The organism is Gramella sp. MAR_2010_147 (assembly GCF_900105135.1).
In the GTDB taxonomy this organism is placed as follows: Bacteria; Bacteroidota; Bacteroidia; order Flavobacteriales; family Flavobacteriaceae; genus Christiangramia.
Map to the genome: position 1 here is coordinate 516,003 of NZ_LT629741.1, position 19,687 is coordinate 535,689.

21 protein-coding genes and 1 other RNA gene are annotated in these 19,687 nt (G+C 37.0%); 11 read left to right on the forward strand and 11 right to left on the reverse strand.

All coding sequences use genetic code 11. From position 1 onward, the window contains the following. Positions 1-184: 184 nt before the first annotated feature. The 4 genes from BLT95_RS02280 (at position 185) to rny (ending at position 2,564) form a co-directional block, all read left to right on the forward strand. Positions 185-475, forward strand: a complete 291-nt coding sequence (locus tag BLT95_RS02280; protein ID WP_089664448.1) for a hypothetical protein — start codon at positions 185-187, stop codon at positions 473-475. 9 nt (positions 476-484) lie between these two features. After that, a complete protein-coding gene (locus BLT95_RS02285) occupies positions 485-778 on the forward strand; it encodes a cell division protein ZapA (RefSeq protein ID WP_089664449.1) in 294 nt (97 codons plus the stop codon). Positions 779-829: 51 nt separating this feature from the next. Beyond that, positions 830-946, forward strand: a non-coding RNA gene (gene ssrS / locus BLT95_RS02290) — 6S RNA. Between the two features lie 55 nt (positions 947-1,001). Beyond that, on the forward strand, positions 1,002-2,564 hold the full coding sequence (rny, locus tag BLT95_RS02295; RefSeq protein ID WP_089664450.1) for a ribonuclease Y: 1,563 nt from the start codon (positions 1,002-1,004) through the stop codon (positions 2,562-2,564). Between the two features lie 129 nt (positions 2,565-2,693). On the opposite strand, the gene BLT95_RS02300 is transcribed toward rny, so the two are convergent. Together BLT95_RS02300 and xerD are read right to left on the reverse strand one after the other, a co-directional pair. Next, the gene (locus BLT95_RS02300; RefSeq protein WP_089664451.1) at positions 2,694-3,641 is read right to left on the reverse strand and encodes an aldo/keto reductase; all 948 of its coding nucleotides are present in this window, start codon (positions 3,639-3,641) and stop codon (positions 2,694-2,696) included. Positions 3,642-3,719: 78 nt separating this feature from the next. Further along, positions 3,720-4,616 (reverse strand): site-specific tyrosine recombinase XerD, encoded by an 897-nt coding sequence (xerD, locus tag BLT95_RS02305; RefSeq protein WP_089664452.1) that lies wholly within the window; start codon positions 4,614-4,616, stop codon positions 3,720-3,722. 107 nt (positions 4,617-4,723) lie between these two features. Here xerD and BLT95_RS02310 point away from each other — a divergent pair, with 107 nt between their 5' ends. The 3 genes from BLT95_RS02310 (at position 4,724) to BLT95_RS02320 (ending at position 6,589) form a co-directional block, all read left to right on the forward strand. Further along, entirely contained in the window at positions 4,724-5,332 is a 609-nt protein-coding gene (locus BLT95_RS02310) for a porin family protein (protein ID WP_231896398.1), read from the forward strand. A gap of 107 nt (positions 5,333-5,439) precedes the next feature. After that, positions 5,440-5,868 carry a type II 3-dehydroquinate dehydratase gene (aroQ, locus tag BLT95_RS02315; RefSeq protein ID WP_089664453.1) on the forward strand — a complete coding sequence of 143 codons (429 nt, stop codon included), beginning with the start codon at positions 5,440-5,442 and terminating at the stop codon, positions 5,866-5,868. Beyond that, positions 5,861-6,589: a diphthine--ammonia ligase gene (locus tag BLT95_RS02320; protein ID WP_172822559.1), complete on the forward strand. Its 729-nt coding sequence runs from the start codon at positions 5,861-5,863 to the stop codon at positions 6,587-6,589. The genes aroQ and BLT95_RS02320 overlap by 8 nt, the downstream gene beginning before the upstream one ends. A gap of 194 nt (positions 6,590-6,783) precedes the next feature. On the opposite strand, the gene lpdA is transcribed toward BLT95_RS02320, so the two are convergent. The 5 genes from lpdA to BLT95_RS02345 form a co-directional block, all read right to left on the reverse strand. Then, entirely contained in the window at positions 6,784-8,175 is a 1,392-nt protein-coding gene (lpdA, locus tag BLT95_RS02325; protein ID WP_089664455.1) for a dihydrolipoyl dehydrogenase, read from the reverse strand. Positions 8,176-8,318: 143 nt separating this feature from the next. Beyond that, positions 8,319-8,849, reverse strand: coding sequence for a hypothetical protein (locus BLT95_RS02330; protein WP_089664456.1), 531 nt, complete (start codon positions 8,847-8,849; stop codon positions 8,319-8,321). Positions 8,850-8,865: 16 nt separating this feature from the next. Then, positions 8,866-9,258: a peptide-methionine (R)-S-oxide reductase MsrB gene (gene msrB / locus BLT95_RS02335; protein WP_089664457.1), complete on the reverse strand. Its 393-nt coding sequence runs from the start codon at positions 9,256-9,258 to the stop codon at positions 8,866-8,868. Between the two features lies 1 nt (position 9,259). Beyond that, the gene (msrB, locus tag BLT95_RS02340; protein WP_089664458.1) at positions 9,260-9,751 is read right to left on the reverse strand and encodes a peptide-methionine (R)-S-oxide reductase MsrB; all 492 of its coding nucleotides are present in this window, start codon (positions 9,749-9,751) and stop codon (positions 9,260-9,262) included. Between the two features lie 19 nt (positions 9,752-9,770). Then, positions 9,771-10,649, reverse strand: coding sequence for an alpha/beta hydrolase (locus BLT95_RS02345; protein ID WP_089664459.1), 879 nt, complete (start codon positions 10,647-10,649; stop codon positions 9,771-9,773). A 190-nt stretch (positions 10,650-10,839) separates the two neighbouring features. Between BLT95_RS02345 and BLT95_RS02350 the strand changes: the two genes are divergently transcribed. Further along, complete coding sequence (locus BLT95_RS02350) at positions 10,840-11,661, forward strand: M48 family metallopeptidase (RefSeq protein WP_172822560.1); 822 nt, start codon at positions 10,840-10,842, stop codon at positions 11,659-11,661. 61 nt (positions 11,662-11,722) lie between these two features. Continuing rightward, positions 11,723-13,048, forward strand: coding sequence for an MFS transporter (locus BLT95_RS02355; RefSeq protein WP_089664461.1), 1,326 nt, complete (start codon positions 11,723-11,725; stop codon positions 13,046-13,048). Positions 13,049-13,198: 150 nt separating this feature from the next. On the opposite strand, the gene BLT95_RS02360 is transcribed toward BLT95_RS02355, so the two are convergent. From BLT95_RS02360 to BLT95_RS02375, 4 genes are read right to left on the reverse strand one after another with little or no spacing between them, the layout of a single operon-like run. Further along, the gene (locus BLT95_RS02360; protein WP_089664462.1) at positions 13,199-13,921 is read right to left on the reverse strand and encodes a head GIN domain-containing protein; all 723 of its coding nucleotides are present in this window, start codon (positions 13,919-13,921) and stop codon (positions 13,199-13,201) included. 22 nt (positions 13,922-13,943) lie between these two features. Continuing rightward, positions 13,944-15,068, reverse strand: a complete 1,125-nt coding sequence (locus tag BLT95_RS02365) for a hypothetical protein (protein ID WP_089664463.1) — start codon at positions 15,066-15,068, stop codon at positions 13,944-13,946. After that, on the reverse strand, positions 15,049-15,612 hold the full coding sequence (locus BLT95_RS02370; protein WP_089664464.1) for a hypothetical protein: 564 nt from the start codon (positions 15,610-15,612) through the stop codon (positions 15,049-15,051). The genes BLT95_RS02365 and BLT95_RS02370 overlap by 20 nt, the downstream gene beginning before the upstream one ends. After that, positions 15,602-16,159: an RNA polymerase sigma factor gene (locus tag BLT95_RS02375; protein WP_089664465.1), complete on the reverse strand. Its 558-nt coding sequence runs from the start codon at positions 16,157-16,159 to the stop codon at positions 15,602-15,604. Before BLT95_RS02375 ends, BLT95_RS02370 begins: the two co-directional genes overlap by 11 nt. Positions 16,160-16,369: 210 nt before the next feature. Between BLT95_RS02375 and lon the strand changes: the two genes are divergently transcribed. Together lon and cmk are read left to right on the forward strand one after the other, a co-directional pair. Further along, entirely contained in the window at positions 16,370-18,820 is a 2,451-nt protein-coding gene (gene lon, locus BLT95_RS02380; protein WP_089664466.1) for an endopeptidase La, read from the forward strand. An 84-nt stretch (positions 18,821-18,904) separates the two neighbouring features. Next, entirely contained in the window at positions 18,905-19,606 is a 702-nt protein-coding gene (cmk, locus tag BLT95_RS02385) for a (d)CMP kinase (RefSeq protein ID WP_089664467.1), read from the forward strand. Positions 19,607-19,687 lie beyond the last annotated feature (81 nt).

Consider the following 19,687-nt stretch of genomic DNA (forward strand, 5'->3'; position numbering starts at 1 on the left):
AAATCTTGGGGTATTCAAATTTTAAACCTGATGTAAAGTTAATCAAACTTATGGCAAAATTAAACAGCTTGATAACAGAGAATTATCGAGATTGTTGATTATTATTTGAAAACAGCTAAAAAAGTATTGGGATATTTCAAAGCGTATGTTAACTTTGTAAGGGTTCACATCGGTTTTAGCGCTTATGAGTGAAATTACAGAAATAGTTGATAACCTTGAAAATAGAATCAGTAAACTGCTTCATAAATATGATGTTATGAAACAGGCTAATGAGGCTCTTCAGGAGGAATTGACATCTGTAAAAACTGAATATGAAAAACTGGAAGGAAATTTACAATCTTCCCAGGAACAGGTTCAGACCTTAAAAGCTGCGAACGCGATGCTTGGCAGTACCGACCATAAAAGAGAAACGAAGCTCAAAATAAACAGTTTGATCAGAGAGATCGATCAGTGCATAGTTCAGTTGTCTGAATAAATTGAAATGATGGGAGATAAGCTGAAGATAAAAATATCAATTGCAGACCGCGTATATCCGTTAACTATTCAGCCTAGTCAGGAAGAAGGTTTACGTAAGGCGGCAAAGAAGATCGAAGCTATGATTAAGCAATTTGAGCAAAGCTACGCGGTGAGGGATAAACAGGATGTGCTTGCGATGTGTGCATTGCAGTTCGCCGCCCAAACCGAGCAAAAAAATATTGATAATTCGAGTGAGATGATTGAAGCAGAAGAGAAGTTAAGGTCACTTAACCAACTTCTGCAGCAACATTTAGCCTCTTAAGTTCTTTAAATAAAATTAAGGTTACTGCCTGTATTAGTGCTTTTTTGATAAACTCAACACGATTCTTTTAAAAAGGATGAGTCTAAGTTGTAAAAGCGGGCCGTGTCCCTTCTGGGAGAGCGGATTCTTGATCAACTTGTTAATCCTAAACTTGATTTAAAGGAGTTTATAACAAAACCTGACTAATACAGGCTTTTTTTATATATACACTAAATAGAAACGAATGGAAATACTAACTATAATTATAGTCGCAGTGGTAGGTCTGGCACTGGGTTTTGCGATCGCAAAAATGCTGGAAAAGAAACAGGCTTCCAATACCATCGCCAGCGCAAAGAAGGAAGCGAATGGCATCCTTAAAGAAGCAAAGGCTGAAGGTGAGAGTATTAAAAAGGATAAGATACTCCAGGCTAAAGAAAAGTTTATTGAATTAAAATCTGAGCATGAAAAGGTTATTCTTTCACGTGATAAGAAGATCAGTGATGCCGAAAAGAGAATTAAGGATAAAGAGTCTCATGTTTCTAATGAATTAGGAAAGAATAAAAAGCTGAATAAAGATCTTGAAGATAAAGTAGCAGATTATGATCATAGATTAGGTTTTCTGGAGAAGAAACAGGAAGAAATAGACAAACTTCACAATAGTAAGGTTCAGCAACTGGAAGTGATCTCAGGTCTTTCTGCAGAAGATGCTAAAGCCCAGCTCATCGAGTCCTTAAAGGATTCGGCAAAGGCAGATGCCATGTCTATTATTCAGGATACTGTGGAGGAAGCGAAGCTTACTGCACAACAGGAGGCAAGGAAGATCATTATTAATACCATACAGAGAATTGGTACGGAAGAGGCGATAGAGAATTGTGTTTCTGTGTTCAACCTGGAAAGTGATGATGTTAAAGGTAGAATCATTGGTCGTGAAGGTAGAAATATTAGGGCACTGGAAGCTGCAACAGGTGTAGAGATCATTGTAGATGATACTCCTGAAGCTATTATTCTAAGCTGTTTTGATTCGGTTAGAAGAGAAGTAGCGAGATTGTCTCTTCATAAACTGGTAACTGATGGTCGAATTCACCCTGCGCGTATTGAGGAAGTGGTGAAAAAGACCAGAAAGCAAATTGAAGAAGAAATTATAGATATAGGTAAGAGAACGGTGATCGATCTTGGAATTCACGGCTTACAGCCAGAATTGATCAAGATGGTTGGAAGAATGAAATATCGTTCTTCTTATGGCCAGAATCTTTTACAGCATTCGAGAGAAGTTGCAAAACTGTGTGGTGTGATGGCTGCGGAATTAGGTCTAAATCCAAAATTAGCTAAACGAGCCGGATTACTTCACGATATCGGGAAAGTACCAGAAACCGAAACGGAAGTTCCTCACGCGATCCTTGGTATGCAATGGGCAGAAAAACACGGCGAGAAACCCGAAGTTTGTAATGCTATTGGAGCTCACCATGACGAAATAGAGATGAATTCATTATTATCTCCAATTGTTCAGGTTTGTGATGCGATTAGTGGAGCGAGACCGGGAGCAAGGAGACAGGTGCTGGATTCTTACATTCAAAGATTGAAAGATCTTGAAGATATTGCGTTCGGATTTGGAGGAGTTAAGAAAGCATATGCGATCCAGGCCGGTAGAGAACTAAGAGTGATTGTAGAAAGTGAAAAAGTGTCTGATGAAAAAGCATCGAACCTTTCTTTCGAGATCTCTCAGAAAATACAGACAGATATGACGTATCCTGGTCAGGTAAAGATCACGGTAATTCGTGAGACCAGAGCGGTGAACGTAGCGAAATAGAAGTATTGATATTTTAAATAAAAAAGCCCGCTCAAATTGAGCGGGCTTTTTTATTTCTCGTGCTGAACTTGTTTCAGCTTTTGTTATTTCAGGGGATCCAGAAATAAATTCAGGATGACATAAAAAAAATTAATCATCAAAAACATTTCTATAAGAGTTGCCTTCCAGTTCAAAAAACTTACCGTTCACATATCTAAAATGATAATCCAGATCTGCAATTTCTCTCATGTCATCTTCATCAAGCTGAAAACCGGCACTCATCAGGTTTTGCTTAATTCTTTCTTCGTTGGTTGATTTCGGGATTACCGCAGTACCTCTTTGCTCACTCCACTTGATAAGAATTTGACCTGGCGAAGCACCATGTTTTTTAGCAATTTTGTTGATTAGCGGGTTTTCAAGCAAGGATGGTTCATCTGCAGCTTTCATAGCATCTGGTCTATCACCACTACCCAAAGGCGAATAAGCCGTTACGTTGATACTATTTTTACTACAGAACTCTAACAATTTATTTTGCTGTAAATATGGATGAAGTTCTACCTGGTTCATTTCGGGAGCATGATCTGTCTTCTTTAATAAATCCTCTAACGTAGGGATACTAAAATTAGAAACACCAATATGTTTAACTAATCCCTGCTCTTTAGCTTTTATCATTTCGTTCCAGGTTTCAATTACTGGAACCTCCTCAAGCGAAAGAAAATCCTCTGCTTTTTCAGGTGCAGAAACATCCGGCTTAAATGCAACAGGCCAGTGAATGAGGTATAAATCCAGGTAATCCAGTTGCAGGTCTTTTAAGGTTTGTTTCAAAGCAGGAATCACGTCCTCCTTCTTATGGGCATTGTTCCAAAGCTTGGAAGTCACCCATATATTTTCTCTTTTTATATCTCCTTTTTTAAATACTTCAGAAAAGGCTTCACCAACTTCAGCTTCATTTCCGTAGGTTGCAGCGCAGTCAATATGCTTATAACCATTATTTAGTGCTATTTTTACAGCTTTGGTAACTTCTCCTTTTTCAGATTTCCAGGTTCCAAGACCTATGGCATCTAAAGTATCACCATTCTCAAATTTCAATTTCTTCATAATTTAATTTTTTATGAAGTTAAGAATTAAGATACTCTAGTAAAAAGAACGAGATTGATTTAGCAGAATTTTAATAGCCTATCTCCTGGGATGAAACTCTTCCATGACCTCTTTAAGATGCGATCTGTCTACATGAACATAAACTTCGGTGGTTGTAATGCTTTCATGACCTAACATTTGTTGAATCGCTCTCAGATCGGCTCCATTTTCCAAAAGGTGAGTAGCGAAAGAATGTCTAAAAGTATGCGGACTTATCTTTTTCCTGATACCAGCCACTTCAGTAAGTCTTTTAACGATGGTAAAGATCATGGCTCTTGTGAGTCCGTTTCCTCTTCGGTTTAAGAAAAGTGTGTCTGTTGCTTCAGGTTTAATGTCCTGATGATTTCTAACTTCATTTTTGTAGATATTGATAAATTTTACAGTGTATTCAGAAATTGGCACAAATCGTTGTTTGTCACCCTTTCCAGTTACTTTTATAAAACCTTCCTGAAAGAATAGGTCTGAAATCTTCAGATTTATTAACTCTGAAACCCGGAGCCCGCATCCGTACAAGGTTTCAATAATTGCCCTGTTTCTCTCACCTTCATTTTTACTCAGATCTATTGCAGCGATGATCCGGTCTACTTCGTCAATTGAAATAGTATCTGGCAATTTTCGTCCAATTTTTGGAGATTCCATTAATTCTAACGGATTATCACTTCTGTAATCTTCAAATACCAGGAAACTGAAAAAACTTCTAAGGCCAGAAATTAGTCTGGATTGGGACCTTGCATTTATATTTTTTGAAACACTGTATATAAATTCCTGAATACTTTTATCTGAAATTTTTACCGGACTTACTTCAATATTATTAACATGAAGATAATTGATCAGTTTGGTGACATCGAGGCTGTAATTATCAATAGAATTTGCTGAAAGTCCGCGTTCAAGCTTTAGGTAGTTCTGATAGTCCTTTAGCGCCATTTCCCATTTCATATGTTAAAGATACTAATTCGAAAGTAGCAGTCTTAATAATACTTTAAGTTTGGCTAACTTTTTTTTAACAGGCTGTATCCTACTTTTGACCCAAACAAAAACGGAAAATGATGAAAAAGACATTTTTATTAGTAGCAATTGCGATTATTGGATTAAGCACATCTTCTAATGCGCAGGAATATTGGAATTTTGGAGTTAAGGGTGGAGTGAATTTCACTAATATGACTTCTGATGGTTTTGAAGATAATAACAGTAGAACAGGTTTTCACCTGGGGGTGTTAGCAGAGATACCGGTAAGCGATCGTTTCTCGGTTCAGCCTGAGGTATTGTACTCTACACAGGGAACGGAAGCAACGAGAGTTTTTGCAGGTGACCGTCTGGAAGGGGAGTACCAGTTAGATTATGTACAGGTGCCTCTGATTGCAAAATTTTATTTGATCGATGGATTGGCGCTTGAAGCCGGACCATCTTTTAACTTTCTTGTACAGGAAGAATATGATTTTGAAAGCAATACTTTAGATTTCGAAACAGATTCTGAATTTGCCAGTACTTTTGAATTTGGCGGAGCGGTAGGTGCTTCATATAAATTCAATAACGGATTCTTTTTAAATGGTAGATACGTGCTTGGATTTACCGATGCGTTTGATAGCGATAATTTTGATGATGATGCTATTAAGAATAATGGAATTCAATTGGGTGTTGGATTTCAGTTCTAGAAAATATTCAAGAGTATAACTGAAAAAAGCGGAGATGAATTCTTCGCTTTTTTTATATCCAGTTTTGAGCTCTATATTTTTCATTTCAATTTTAATACATTTACCTTATGAAACTACTAATACTCAACGGGCCAAACCTAAACCTTCTGGGAACACGCGAGCCAGAGAAATACGGAAATAAAAGTTTTGAGAACTATTTTTCTGAATTGCAGTTCAAATTCAGAAATATTGAGCTGTCGTATGATCAAACTAATATTGAAGGAGAATTGATCAATATGATTCACAATGCTCGCGAAGATTTTGATGGAATTATCCTGAATGCTGCCGCATATACTCATACCTCGGTTGGTATTGGTGACGCTGTTGCAGCAGTGGAGACCCCAGTGGTAGAAGTTCATATCTCCAATACCTTTTCCCGCGAGGAATTTCGTCATAAATCTTATATTTCAGCAGTTGCTAAAGGAATTATCGTTGGTTTTGGGTTACAAAGTTATGATCTGGCCATTCAGAGTTTTTTAAATGATAAGAATGAATAAGGCTTACTTAAACTGGAGCAGCGGAAAAGATGCTGCTCTGGCACTTTATTACACCAATAGTCAGGATGAGTATAAGGTTGAAAAACTGCTTACAACGTTAAATAAAGATGTAGGCAGAGTGACCATGCATGGAGTGAGAAAAGAGCTCCTTCTAAAACAGGCAGAAAAATTAGGCTTGCCTATTGAAATTTCTGAATTAGGGTCAGAAACCAGTATGGAGGACTATAACCAAAAAATGAAAGAAGCCACAGATTCTTTCAAAGCCGATGGTTTTTCGCATAGTGTTTTTGGAGATATCTTTCTAGAAGACCTCAAAAATTACCGGGAAGAACAATTAGCATTGGTAGGCCTTAATGCGGTGTTCCCACTATGGGGAAGAGATACGAAAGGGCTTATTAAAGAATTTATAGATCTTGGTTTTAAGGCGATTGTGGTCTGCACGAATTCTAAATATCTTGAAGATTCTTTCTGCGGCAGAATAATAGATATTGACTTTGTGAATGAACTCCCGACAGATGTTGACCCCTGTGGTGAAAATGGTGAGTTTCACACCTTTGTTTTTGACGGACCCATATTTAATTCGCCTGTTGAATTTGAAATAGGGGAGAAGGTAAAGAAATCCTACAAACCGGCAGAGAAGGAGGAGGATAACTGTTTTCAAGGTGATAAAGAATCCTGGGATACAGAATTTTGTTTTTGTGATCTAATCCCGAAATTATAGAATGTATTTTGAGTTGTCATCTCGAAAGAGCATGGCGACTGAGAGATCTAATTATATATCTATACATGATTACAGAATGTATTTAGAGCTACTTACAGAAGAGATTTCTCCCTAAGGTCGAAATGACAAAAAATAAAAAATCCTGCACTTAAAAGAGTGCAGGATTTTTTATTTTGTCTAACGTCTATTGTCTACTATAAGTGAATCACTTCATCATAGGCAGCAGCAACAGCTTCCATAACGGCTTCACTCATGGTTGGGTGAGGGTGAACTGCTTTTAATACTTCATGACCTGTCGTCTCCAGTTTTCTACCCAGAACAGCTTCAGCGATCATATCCGTTACGCCGGCACCAATCATATGGCAACCTAACCATTCACCGTATTTAGCATCGAAGATTACTTTTACAAATCCGTCAGATTTTCCAGCAGCTTTAGCTTTACCAGAGGCAGAGAAAGGGAATTTTCCAACCTTAAGTTCGTAGCCGGCTTCTTTCGCCTGCTTTTCAGTCATTCCAACGGAAGCGATCTCTGGAGTAGCGTAGGTACATCCCGGGATATTTCCATAATCCAATGCCTGGACATCCATGCCTTTGATCTTTTCAACACAAAGGATACCTTCAGCAGAAGCTACGTGAGCAAGAGCTGGGCCATGCACTACATCTCCAATAGCGTAAACTCCCGAAACGTTGGTCTGGTAAAAATCGTTAACTACGATCTTATCTTTTTCTGTTTTGATCCCAAGATCTTCAAGACCTATATTTTCAATATTCGTTTTGATACCTACTGCAGAAAGTACTACATCAGCTTCAAGCTTTTCTTCTCCTTTTTTGGTCTTTACCTTCGCAATAACTTTTCCATCCTTCTTTTCAACGCTCTCTACAGAAGAATTGGTCATCACTTTAATTCCCGCCTTTTTGATACTTCTTTCAAATTGCTTGGAAACCTCTTCGTCTTCTAAGGGCACCACATTAGGAAGGAATTCTACCACGGTTACTTCTGTTCCCATCGCATTATAGAAATGAGCAAACTCAACACCAATAGCTCCAGATCCTACTACGATCATTTTCTTTGGTTGCTTTTCCAGCGTCATTGCTTCACGATAACCAATTACAGTTTTACCGTCCTGCTTAAGATTTGGAAGCTCTTTGGATCGAGCACCGGTGGCAATAATGATATTATCTGCCTGATATTCTGTTTTCTTATCTTTCTTATCGGTAACCTCTATTTTCTTTCCAGATTTCAATTTTCCGAATCCTTCCAGAACATCAATTTTGTTCTTCTTCATAAGAAACTGAACACCTTTGCTCATACCATTGGCTACATCACGGCTTCGCTTTACAACTGCGCCAAAATCCTTATCGGCTTTTTCAAGTTTCAAACCATAATCTTCAGCATGTTTCAGGTAATCAAAAACCTCGGCACTTTTTAATAGTGCTTTCGTAGGAATACAACCCCAGTTAAGGCAAACTCCTCCAAGACTTTCCTTTTCAACAATGGCGGTTTTAAAACCTAATTGAGAAGCGCGGATTGCAGTTACATAACCACCCGGGCCACTACCTAAAACAATAATATCATATTTACTCATATTCGGAATATTTTGAATCTGGTTATAGAGTTTGCGAATTTAAGGAATTTAAGGCTAAACTGAAAGTTACATAGACAGGATAAAGAGATAAAAAAAAGCCTGTATTTTTTAGATACAGACTTTTTATTGATTAGCATAAGGAATTATTGTCGAGCTGTTGCTTTAATATTGGATTCCTTAATGTTTACAGTGTTTTTAAGACTTTGGTAGCTACTAACATCAATAGTTGCATTTGCGGTATAATCTACAGGCAAAATTACCACCTTAAAAACCTGATCTTGTGCATAACGATCTCCAAGTGTTGCAAGGTCAATGTTTCCCTGTAAAAATATATTAACGTCAAAATCTGTATGATTGTAAGTATACTGGAATTGACCGTCATCAAAATAAATGGTTTGAGGGATCAAACTCCAGATATCATTTCCATTATCATCTACATCTTCCAGCCAGTAAACCAACACACTGTCTGAAGGAAGTACTTCTATACTTGCAGGAAATTCAGCAAAAATTGAATATTCAGGTGCATTGAAATTTACATCGGTTACTTCAAAAGCCTGCCCAACAATATTCACTCCATCTTCTCCCGGAGGGCCTTGAGGGCCTCGTTCACCATCTGAAGAACATGAGATAAAAAACAAACTTGTTAGTACTATTAGGGATAATATTCTTTTCATAATAATTTAGATTAAGTTATTTATTAAATTCTATACTTGCCGAGTTTACGCAGTAGCGTTGACCGGTATCTGTAGGACCATCATCAAAAACGTGGCCAAGATGACTTCCGCAATTGGAGCAAAGTATTTCTGTACGTATCATCCCGAAAGTTTTATCCTGAATATATTCTACTTTACCTTCTATAGCATCATCAAAACTGGGCCATCCACAACCACTTTCGAACTTAGAGTTACTTTCAAAAAGTTTTTCATGGCAGGCTGCACATTTATACTCACCCTTTTCGAAATGAAGGTTGTATTTTCCTGAATTTGGAGCTTCGGTACCTTTCTCTCTTAATACTCTATATTGCTCTGGAGAAAGTTCCTTTTTCCATTCTTCTTCAGATTTTTCTATTTTGTATTTTTTCATTCTATTTTTTTTGAGGAATAAAATTCATCGCGACACCATTAATACAATGTCTTTTTCCAGTAGTTTCCCGGGGACCATCATTAAATACATGACCTAAGTGCCCTCCACATCTACTACAATGTACTTCATCTCTCTGGTAGCCTAATTTAGTATCACTGCCATAAGCAACACCACCTTCAATTGGCCTGTCAAAACTTGGCCATCCGGTTCCACTCATAAATTTATGTTCTGTCTCATAAAGTTCATTTCCACAGGCGGCACAAACAAAAGTTCCCGGTTCTTTAATATCATTAAGCTCACTGGAAAAAGGCCTTTCAGTTCCTGCTTTTCTAAGCACAGCAAATTCTTCTGAAGATAATTCTTCTTTCCACTCTGCTTCTGTTTTATTTACTTCATAATTTTCTGCGGAATCCTTATTTGATTTTTTTTGCGCATTTCCATTACAACTAATTAAAAAAGCTGAGAGGAAGGTAAATAGCAATAACTTTTTCATAATATTCTTTTTCTTAAAATTACAAAGATTGTGCCGTGATAAAAGTTGATATTTTGTTAATTACATCCGGGTTTCCTAAAATACGTCTATGTCCCAGTCCCTCGGTTATATATAATTCGCTATTTTCCAACGCCTCATGTATTTCATAAGCCGAATTTATTTTAACATCTACATCGCTTTTATCATGAATAACAAGTGTTGGAGTTTTTACATTTTCTGCAGATATGGCTCCGGATAACGAATCCATATCTTCATCAAATCTTTCATCAAGGTATTTTTTCATTTTTGCAGCTACTTTATGATTCATTTTCATGTTATCAGCAAAATGTCTGGTGATCTCTGTAATATTATTTGCAGTTCCAATTATTACCAGTTTTTTTGTTTGTAATCCATTACTAATAGCTTTTAGAGAAGACATGCCTCCCAGAGAGTGTCCAATAATTGCTTCAAAAGGTCCATATTTATCGTCTAAAAAGTGAACGGCTTTAATGAAGAATGGCATCATACTTATTTTACCTTCTGTTTTACCATGCGCAGGAGCATCAAAACTAATAACCTTGTAGCCTTTGACCACTAATTCTTCAGCGATTTTTGCTAATTGAGTTCCTCTGCCACTCCAGCCGTGTACAAGCAATATTTTCTTCTCACTACTTCCATATTCATAAGTAACAATTTCACGGTTCATTGAGGGTACCATTACTTTTTCCTGAATAGAACTGGAATCCATATTTCTTTCCCTTTCTGGAAGTTGGTATTTGAAGGGAGTTAAAAAAAGTCTGGCAGCGAATCTACTAGCCAGGAATGGAGATACTTTAGTTAGCAATTTTGAAATTGCTAAGATGTAAGAAGGCACCAGAAGTCTTTGTACAGGGGTGTTATCTTTAGTTTTTTTAGTCATATTTAAGAATTCCTCAATTTATTTTAATTTTTATAACATAAGTATAAGTAAGCTTTCTAAGCCTTGTTAATACTGCAAATATCAACAATGGTATCGTTTTTGAATATCTGTTTAGTGTTAAATCATACTTAAACCATCAGCAGAGATACTTCCTGCTTTTGTACTTTTATGTACCTAAAACCAATAGATCATGAAAATTAGAAATACCTTTTTATGGTTAAGTGTGCTTCTTTTAGTAGTAGCATGTAAAACCAATCCGTTTACCGGGGAGAAGAACCTGAATTTTGTATCTAATGACCAGTTATTCCCTGCGTCTTTTGAACAGTACAATCAATTTTTAGATGAAGCCGAAGTAGTACGCGGTACCGAAGATTCAAGAAAGGTTAAAAAGCTTGGAGAAGATATTGTAGTGGCTGCCGAACGTTACCTGAACGCTAACGGTTATCAGGGATTTATGAATGATTTTAAATGGGAATTTAATCTTGTGAAAGACGATCAGGCAAATGCATTTGCCATGCCAGGAGGAAAAGTAGTTGTATATACCGGGATACTTGATGAAGCTAAGAATACAAATGGACTTGCAACTATTATGGCTCATGAGATTGCTCATGCCCTTGCAGATCACGGTGCTCAACGTATGAGTGCAGCACAATTACAGCAACTTGGTGCTGTTGCAGGATCTGTTGCTGTTAGCGGTAGAAGCCAGCAAACACAACAGATATTTGCACAGGCATATGGTTTGGGAACTACGGTTGGGGTAATGTTACCATTTAGCCGAAGTCATGAAGCTGAGGCTGATAGAGTTGGTCTTACCATGATGGCCATTGCAGGTTACGATCCAAGAGAAGCTCCTGAATTATGGAAAAGAATGCAGGCAAATAGCAGCGGACAGGCTCCACCTGAGTTTTTAAGTACTCACCCTTCAACTCAAACAAGAATCAATAATCTTACAAAATGGGCACCAGAGGCTATTGCAGAAGCAAAAAAATACGGTACTACTAGTTTTAAATAAGATATCTTAAAAATAAGAATGAAAAGCCACCAAATCCGGTGGCTTTTTTTATTTTTAGTGCATGAAGCAACTACCAAAAGGAAGTAAAAAGCTTATTCATGCATGGGCTTTTTATGATTGGGCAAATTCAGTTTATAGTTTAGTTATATCTTCCGCCATCTTTCCAATATTTTATGGAGCCCTTACCATTATTAAAGATAGTGATGGTAATAAAGTAAGTGATACAGTTACTTTTCTCGGAATCGATTTCAACAATGATTCGCTTATAAGTTATGTTACGGCTGGAGCTTTTCTGGTTGTTAGTTTTTTGAGTCCGTTTTTATCAGGGATTGCAGATTATATTGGAAATAAGAAAAACTTCTTGAAGTTCTTTTGCTATCTAGGTGCTTTTTCCTGCATAGGTTTGTTTTGGTTCAGCCTTGATTACTTATGGTTTGGTCTTCTTTGTTACTTTTTAGCCCTTATCGGTTTTTGGTCTAGCCTTGTGTTCTATAATTCTTATTTGCCAGATATAGCTTATCCAGAACAGCAGGATAAGGCCAGCGCAAAAGGTTTTTCCCTTGGATATGTTGGAAGCGTTATTTTGCTTATTTTATGTTTGTTAATGATTCTGAAATATGACTGGTTCGGGTTTGAAGATGAAGGTCTGCCAACCAGGTTATCTTTTGTATTGACGGGTATCTGGTGGATCGTATTTAGTCAGTATACCTATTATTACCTGCCAAAAGGAAATAAGAAGGCTAAGCTTACTAATGATGTGTTGTTTAATGGGTTCAAAGAGCTTAGAGGTATTTGGAAATCTATTAAACATAACAAAACCCTGAAGCGATATTTACTTGCCTTCTTTGTATATAGTATGGCAGTACAGACAATTATGCTTATCGCTACTTATTTTGGAATCGAAGAGCTGGAATGGGGAGATCAGGACCCAACCACCGGCCTTATTGTAAGTATTCTTTTAATACAGTTAGTTGCTGTGGCCGGGGCCACTTTAACTTCAAGATTGGCGGTACAATATGGAGATGTAAAAGTCCTTATTTTCATCAATCTTATCTGGATTGCAATTTGTGGTTATGCCTATTTTATTACAACACCGGTGCAATTTTATTTTGCAGCAGCGTCAGTAGGATTAGTAATGGGAGGTATACAGTCGCTTTCTCGTTCTACATACTCAAAAATGTTGCCTGAAAATGCCGTGGATACTGCAAGTTATTTTAGTTTTTATGATGTAGCTGAAAAAATTGGAATTGTAATAGGAATGTCCTTATATGGTTATGTAGCCCAGGTAACCGGCAGCGTTAGAAATGCAATTTTATTTTTGGTAATCTTCTTTATCGCAGGGGTAATCTTATTAATGAGAGTGCCAAAGCGAACAGTTCAGGGATAAGAAAAGGCGGTATGAAATTAGTTAATCGTCATCCTGAATTTATTTCAGGATCTATTTATTTAATTTACTAAACTTGTTTATCAACTAAAACAAGTTCAGCCTGACGATAATTAAACCTTTCACACAGCCTCTTAGAACTGTTCAATTTGATTAATGGGAAGATACACTTCCAGACCCATGAGTTTTAAAGTCTTGTTTTGCAGGATTTCCCTTGTATACGATATCTCCTGAGCCTGAAACAGATGCTTTTAAAGAATTGCTGGCATACACCATTATGTCTCCTGAACCTGAAACTCTGGCTTCCACATTTTCTGCCTGTAGATCATAAGCTTCAAAGTCTCCACTTCCAGTGACGGTACATTCAAAATTCTGACTCTTTCCTCTTAATTTCACATCTCCAGAACCAGTGACCATTCCTTTTAGATCTTTAACTTCAAGGTCAAGAACCAGATCTCCAGAACCGGTTACCTGTACTTTCATGTTGGAAGCCTTAAGCTTGTTTTTGGTCCATATATCTCCAGAACCAGTAACTGAAACCTCTTCTATACTTTCTACGGGTACGATAATAAGAATATCATCCTTTGGATTAAGATTAAAACCTTCTTTGGTAGAGATCTTAAGTCTTCCGTTCTTCACTTCAGTTGTAATAAATTCCTGAAGATTACTTTCAGCCTGAACTTTGATATTCCCTTCACTTCCAGAGATTAACTCAACGTTCATGGAGCCTACCAGTTGCACACCATCGTAGGAACCTACGTTTCTGGTTTTTGTGACCATGTCTCCGTTTCCTCTTATTCTTTCACTATTCCATTGCGCACAGGCAGTAGTTATAAATAGTAGAGAAGCCGTTAGAAATAAAAATAATTTTTTCATAATTGGATTATTTGATGGATGATTATTGTTTACTAAAATTTACACTACCATAACTGGTAGAAATATTGATTTGAGAATCGCTATTCTGAGATCCATAATATCCGGAAACTGAATTGCTGCTATTTTTTTGATCTCTTTTCTCAACCTCGAGCTCGTCCAGACCGTTAATTCCGCCATAAGATGTTCTAACATCAAACTGAAAACTCATTTCCCTGTCATACCCAATCTTAACCCCGGCATAATCTGTATGGATCTCTACTTTACGAATTCCTTTAATTAACTTTTCTACGGAAAGTGAACCGTAATTTAAGTTAACATCTAAAGCACTAAAAACACGATTGATCTTTGTAGTAAGATAATCCCCATTTCCTTCCAGTACTTTTACCTTGTCAATTTCAATACTTCCATAATCACAGTTGAAAGTCATTTTTGAAACTTTCCCGATCTTAGATTTAGAGTAATCTGCACTGATGATCAATTGTTCCGCTTCCTCAATTTCATAATCTGAATAATCGGCGTTGATTTCAGCATTGGTTACATATCCAATATGGCTGCTTCTGGTATAGTCGAAATTTAAATAATTAGATCTTCCTCTTAATTCGCCAATATCCATTTTCCCATAATCACAGGAGATTTTAGCATTTCCGGTAGTTTTATCAATATAAATGCCGCCATAGTCATTGTCGATATCCAGGTTGTTTTTTATAGGAGCTCTAATAATATAATTTACCTCCATGTTCACATTATCAAAACCACCGGTTAAACTTTTCCACCAGGATTTTTCCTCTTTAGAAAATTTGGTTTTCGCACTAACTCCAGAAGAAGACTGATCAAAATCTACATTGATCTCTTCCAGCTTTTCTTCGACTTTATCCTTGTCATTACCATTCGTTTTGATAATAACTTCAATAACAACACGATTCTCATCCCAGGTGGTAATATCTACATTTCCATAGGCGTTATCTATGCTAAGATTTGAGTTGGCACTTACATTGAATTCTTTTTTAATCTTTTTCTCTTTCGTGTGTTTGCCTTTAAACTCATTATTAGTTACTATACAGGTTTTGGCAGTCTTATTGCTATCAAAATAAGGTAAGCCGGGTGCCAGCACCGCAAAGATTAATATACTAGATAATAGTGCTTTCATGATTTTGGTTCTTTAGTGTTTTAATATTTTCAATTTGGGACAAAACATCGTTTAAAAGATCTATACGTTGTTGAAAATTATGGATCATTGCCTGAATAACCCGGTTATCTTTTCCGCTGTTTACCAGATCTTTTCTAAGAGCTTCATATCTTTTTTCCAGTTTATCCATTTGTAATAAGGCATCGTTGATAATGACCTCTGTTTCAGGACTTTTTTCAGCGTCTAAAGCATTGAGCTCTTTAGATATTAAACCTGTATAGAACTCCTGGGTTTGTTTCATTTCAGGCGAAATACTTGCTAGGTTTGAGTTTTTAGCAGAATTTTCCTGGCCAATAAAATCACCTAGTAAAAAGAATGCCAGGAGAAAACTTGCAGCAACAGCTATAATTGGTGTCCAGAGCTTTCTTATTTTTCCTTCTGATTCACTCAGCCTGGAATGCGAATTGTCAAGCTTTTTGAAAAAACGCTCATTGTGGCCGGCATGTGGCTCTTCGATATCAAAATTCAAATGATCGAAAAGTTTGTCAAAGTCATTATTTTTCATGATCCTGTAATTTCTTTCTTAAGCTCTCCTTCGCCCTGGAAATCATCGTCCTGCAATTGGCGTAAGAAATATTCATTATTTCACAAATTTCTTCATAATCGTATCCTTCAATAAGATGCAAGGTTAAACCAAGCCTGTAATTCTCTTTAAGAGACTTGATCTTTTTCAGGATTAATCGAACTTTAGCATTGTTTTTATCATCGTCATTTAAAGCGGGGATATCATCAACTTCATTTTTTAATTCGTCATTATAACTTACTTCTCCCAGTTTCCCAATCTTATTATAAGCCGTAATACTCTCGTTAACAACAATTCGTTTTAACCAGGCCCCGAAAGTTGAATTTTCCTTAAAACTTTCAATTTTGGTAAAAGCATTTAGAAAAGATTCTTGCATAATATCTTCCGCCTCAGCAGAATGACCCGTTATGCGATAAGCTGTGTTATACATAGCTTTGTAATAACGATCATAAATTTCCATTTGAGCTCGCTGGTCGCCATGACGACAACGATCTACCAGGTCTTTAATATGTATGATGGTTGGTGTCAATTAAAACTTGGTTTCTGTAATAAAGATGGACTTGTTTTATAAATGTTACACTTTTCAGGAATTATTTTGTTTTTCAGCGTGGCATAGGAATTGAATCATTGAAATAGAAAATCTGAAATAAAACTGAAAGCCTTATTTATCAGGGCTTTTAAATAACTACTCAAAATTAACGAATATTAATTTTGATGACAGTTTGACTTAAAAATAATTATGGCAAAAACAAAGTTTGGTAATATTGACAGTTTGTCACTACAGGGAATTGATGAAGATGCTGAATTGATCCCTCTAATGACACCTGAAGATGAAGAGGAAATAAATCGAGAAAATCTGCCTGAAACCCTACCTATACTTCCCCTTAGAAATACTGTGTTGTTTCCTGGTGTGGTAATTCCTATTACTGCAGGTCGCGATGCTTCTATTAAGTTGATTAATGAAGCAAACAATGGAAGTAAGACCATTGGAGTGGTATCTCAAAAGGACGAGGAGGTTGAGAATCCAACTTCTAAAGATATCAATAAGGTTGGGGTAGTGGCGAGAATTCTTAGGGTGTTAAAAATGCCTGATGGGAATACTACGGTGATTATTCAGGGAAAAAAACGTTTCCAGATCACTGAGGTGGTGACGGAGCAACCTTATATGAATGCTACGATCACTGAAGTACCGGACAATAGACCGGAAAAGGATAACGCTGAGTTTTCTGCAATTATCGATTCTATAAAAGATCTAGCCTTGCAAATTATAAAGGGGAGCCCGAATATTCCTTCGGAAGCGTCTTTCGCTATTAAGAATATAGAAAGTAATTCTTTCCTGATCAATTTCGTTTCTTCTAACATGAATCTTAGTGTAGAAGAGAAACAGAAGCTTCTGGAGATGAACGATCTTAAGGAACGTGCCCTTTCTACACTGAAACATATGAATACCGAGAACCAGAAACTGGAACTCAAGAATGATATTCAGAGTAAGGTGCAGAGCGATATGAGCCAGCAGCAACGAGAGTATTTTCTGCATCAGCAAATGAAAACCATACAGGAAGAATTGGGTGGTGTTTCGCATGAAGGAGAGATTGTTGAAATGCGCGATAGAGCTAAGGATAAGCAATGGGGTGAAGATGTTCAGAATCATTTTGAGAAAGAACTCGCTAAGATGCAGCGAATGAATCCGCAGGTGGCTGAATATTCTATCCAAAGAAATTACCTGGACTTATTTCTGGATCTTCCATGGAATGAGTTCAGCAAGGATAAGTTTGATCTAAAAAGGGCTAAAAAGATCCTGGACCGGGATCATTATGGTTTAGATGATGTAAAGAGGCGTATCATAGAATACCTCGCTGTATTAAAGCTGAGAAATGATATGAAATCTCCTATTCTTTGTCTTTATGGACCTCCGGGAGTTGGTAAAACCTCTTTAGGTAAGTCTGTGGCAGAAGCACTGGGTAGAGAATATGTTAGAATTTCTCTTGGTGGACTTCGTGATGAAGCTGAAATAAGAGGACATAGAAAGACTTATATAGGTGCGATGCCTGGTAGAATTATCCAGAGTCTTAAGAAAGCGGGGACCAGCAATCCTGTTTTCGTATTGGATGAGATTGATAAGCTAAGTGTTGGTAATGCAGGAGATCCGTCTTCTGCGTTGCTGGAAGTATTAGATCCGGAACAAAATTCTGAATTCCACGATAACTTTTTGGAAATGGGGTTTGACCTTTCCAAGGTAATGTTTATAGCAACCTGTAATTCTTTAAGTACTATTCAGCCTGCATTAAGAGATCGTATGGAGATCATTAACGTTACGGGGTATACTATTGAAGAAAAAGTACAAATCGCTAAGCGACATTTATTGCCTAAGCAGCTTGAGGAACATGGTCTAAATTCAGATCACCTAAAAATAGGAAAGAAGCAACTGGAAAAAATAGTTGAAGGATATACCCGTGAATCCGGGGTTCGTGCCCTGGAGAAACAAATCGCAAAAGTGGTGCGCTATGCAGCTAAGAATATTGCGATGGAGGAGGAGTATAGTATCAAGGTCAGCGATGAAGATATTATTGAAATTTTAGGAAGTCCTAAAATGGAGCGTGATAAGTATGAAAATAATGACGTTGCCGGCGTAGTTACCGGATTGGCCTGGACACAGGTAGGAGGGGATATTCTCTTTATAGAATCTATCCTGTCTAAAGGAAAAGGAAACCTGAGTATTACCGGAAATCTTGGTAAGGTGATGAAGGAGTCTGCTACCATCGCGATGGAATATATAAAAGCCAATGCAGAGAGACTTGGAATTACTCCATCCATTTTTGACCAGTATAATGTACATATTCACGTGCCGGAAGGAGCCACACCAAAAGATGGTCCCAGCGCAGGTATCACGATGCTTACTTCTTTAGTTTCACTTTTTTCTCAGAAGAAGGTGAAAAAAAGTATTGCTATGACAGGGGAAATCACCCTTAGAGGAAAAGTATTGCCTGTTGGAGGAATCAAGGAAAAGATACTTGCGGCGAAAAGAGCAAGAATTAAAGAGATCATTCTTTGTGAAGATAATAAACGTGATATTGAAGAGATCAAAGAGGAATACGTTAAAGGTCTAACTTTTCATTACGTGAAAGAGATGAGCGATGTGATAGATATCGCAATTACAGATCAAAGCGTTAAAAATGCCAAGGATTTATAAAACTAAGCCCCGATAAGGGGCTTTTTTATGAATACATAGAATTGATTTTATAAAAATTTACTTTTGCATTAGAAATTAAATTACATGGATAAAGAGATCACAATTGCTATAGATGGATTTTCATCAACAGGAAAAAGTACGGTTGCCAAACGCCTCGCAAAAGAACTGGGATATATCTATGTAGATACAGGAGCGATGTACAGGGCAGTTACCCTATATATGATGCGGAAAATATTTGTTTCTAAAGGAAATATAGATAAAGAAGCTATTGTTAGACATTTACCGTTTATTAGTTTACGATTTGAATTTGATGAAGACCTTGGTTATGGTCATATGTATTTGAATGATGAAAATGTAGAGAAAGAAATACGATATATGGAGGTTTCCCAGCAGGTAAGTAAGGTATCTGCGATTCCCGAGGTTAGAAAAATGCTGGTAGAGCAACAACAGGAAATGGGAAAAAGCAAAGGAGTGGTGATGGATGGCCGTGATATTGGTACCGTGGTATTTCCAGATGCTGAATTGAAATTATTCATGACCGCTTCTACCGAACAACGAGCTCAAAGAAGGTATGATGAATTAATGGGTAGGGGTGACGATGTGAAATATGACGAGGTCCTCCAAAACGTTAAAGACAGAGATTTTATGGATTCTACAAGAGAAGATTCACCTTTGAGAATGGCTGATGATGCGATGGAGTTTGATAATTCAAATATAGGTTTAGATGACCAGTTTGAAGAAATTTTAAAGATTGCAAAGAAAAGGATTAAAGAGGTTAATTCTTAGAATCTTATATCCATAAATTAGGATCCGCAATTAATTTAATTATTAGTTGCGGATTTTTGTTTAGTTACGTATTTTTGCACT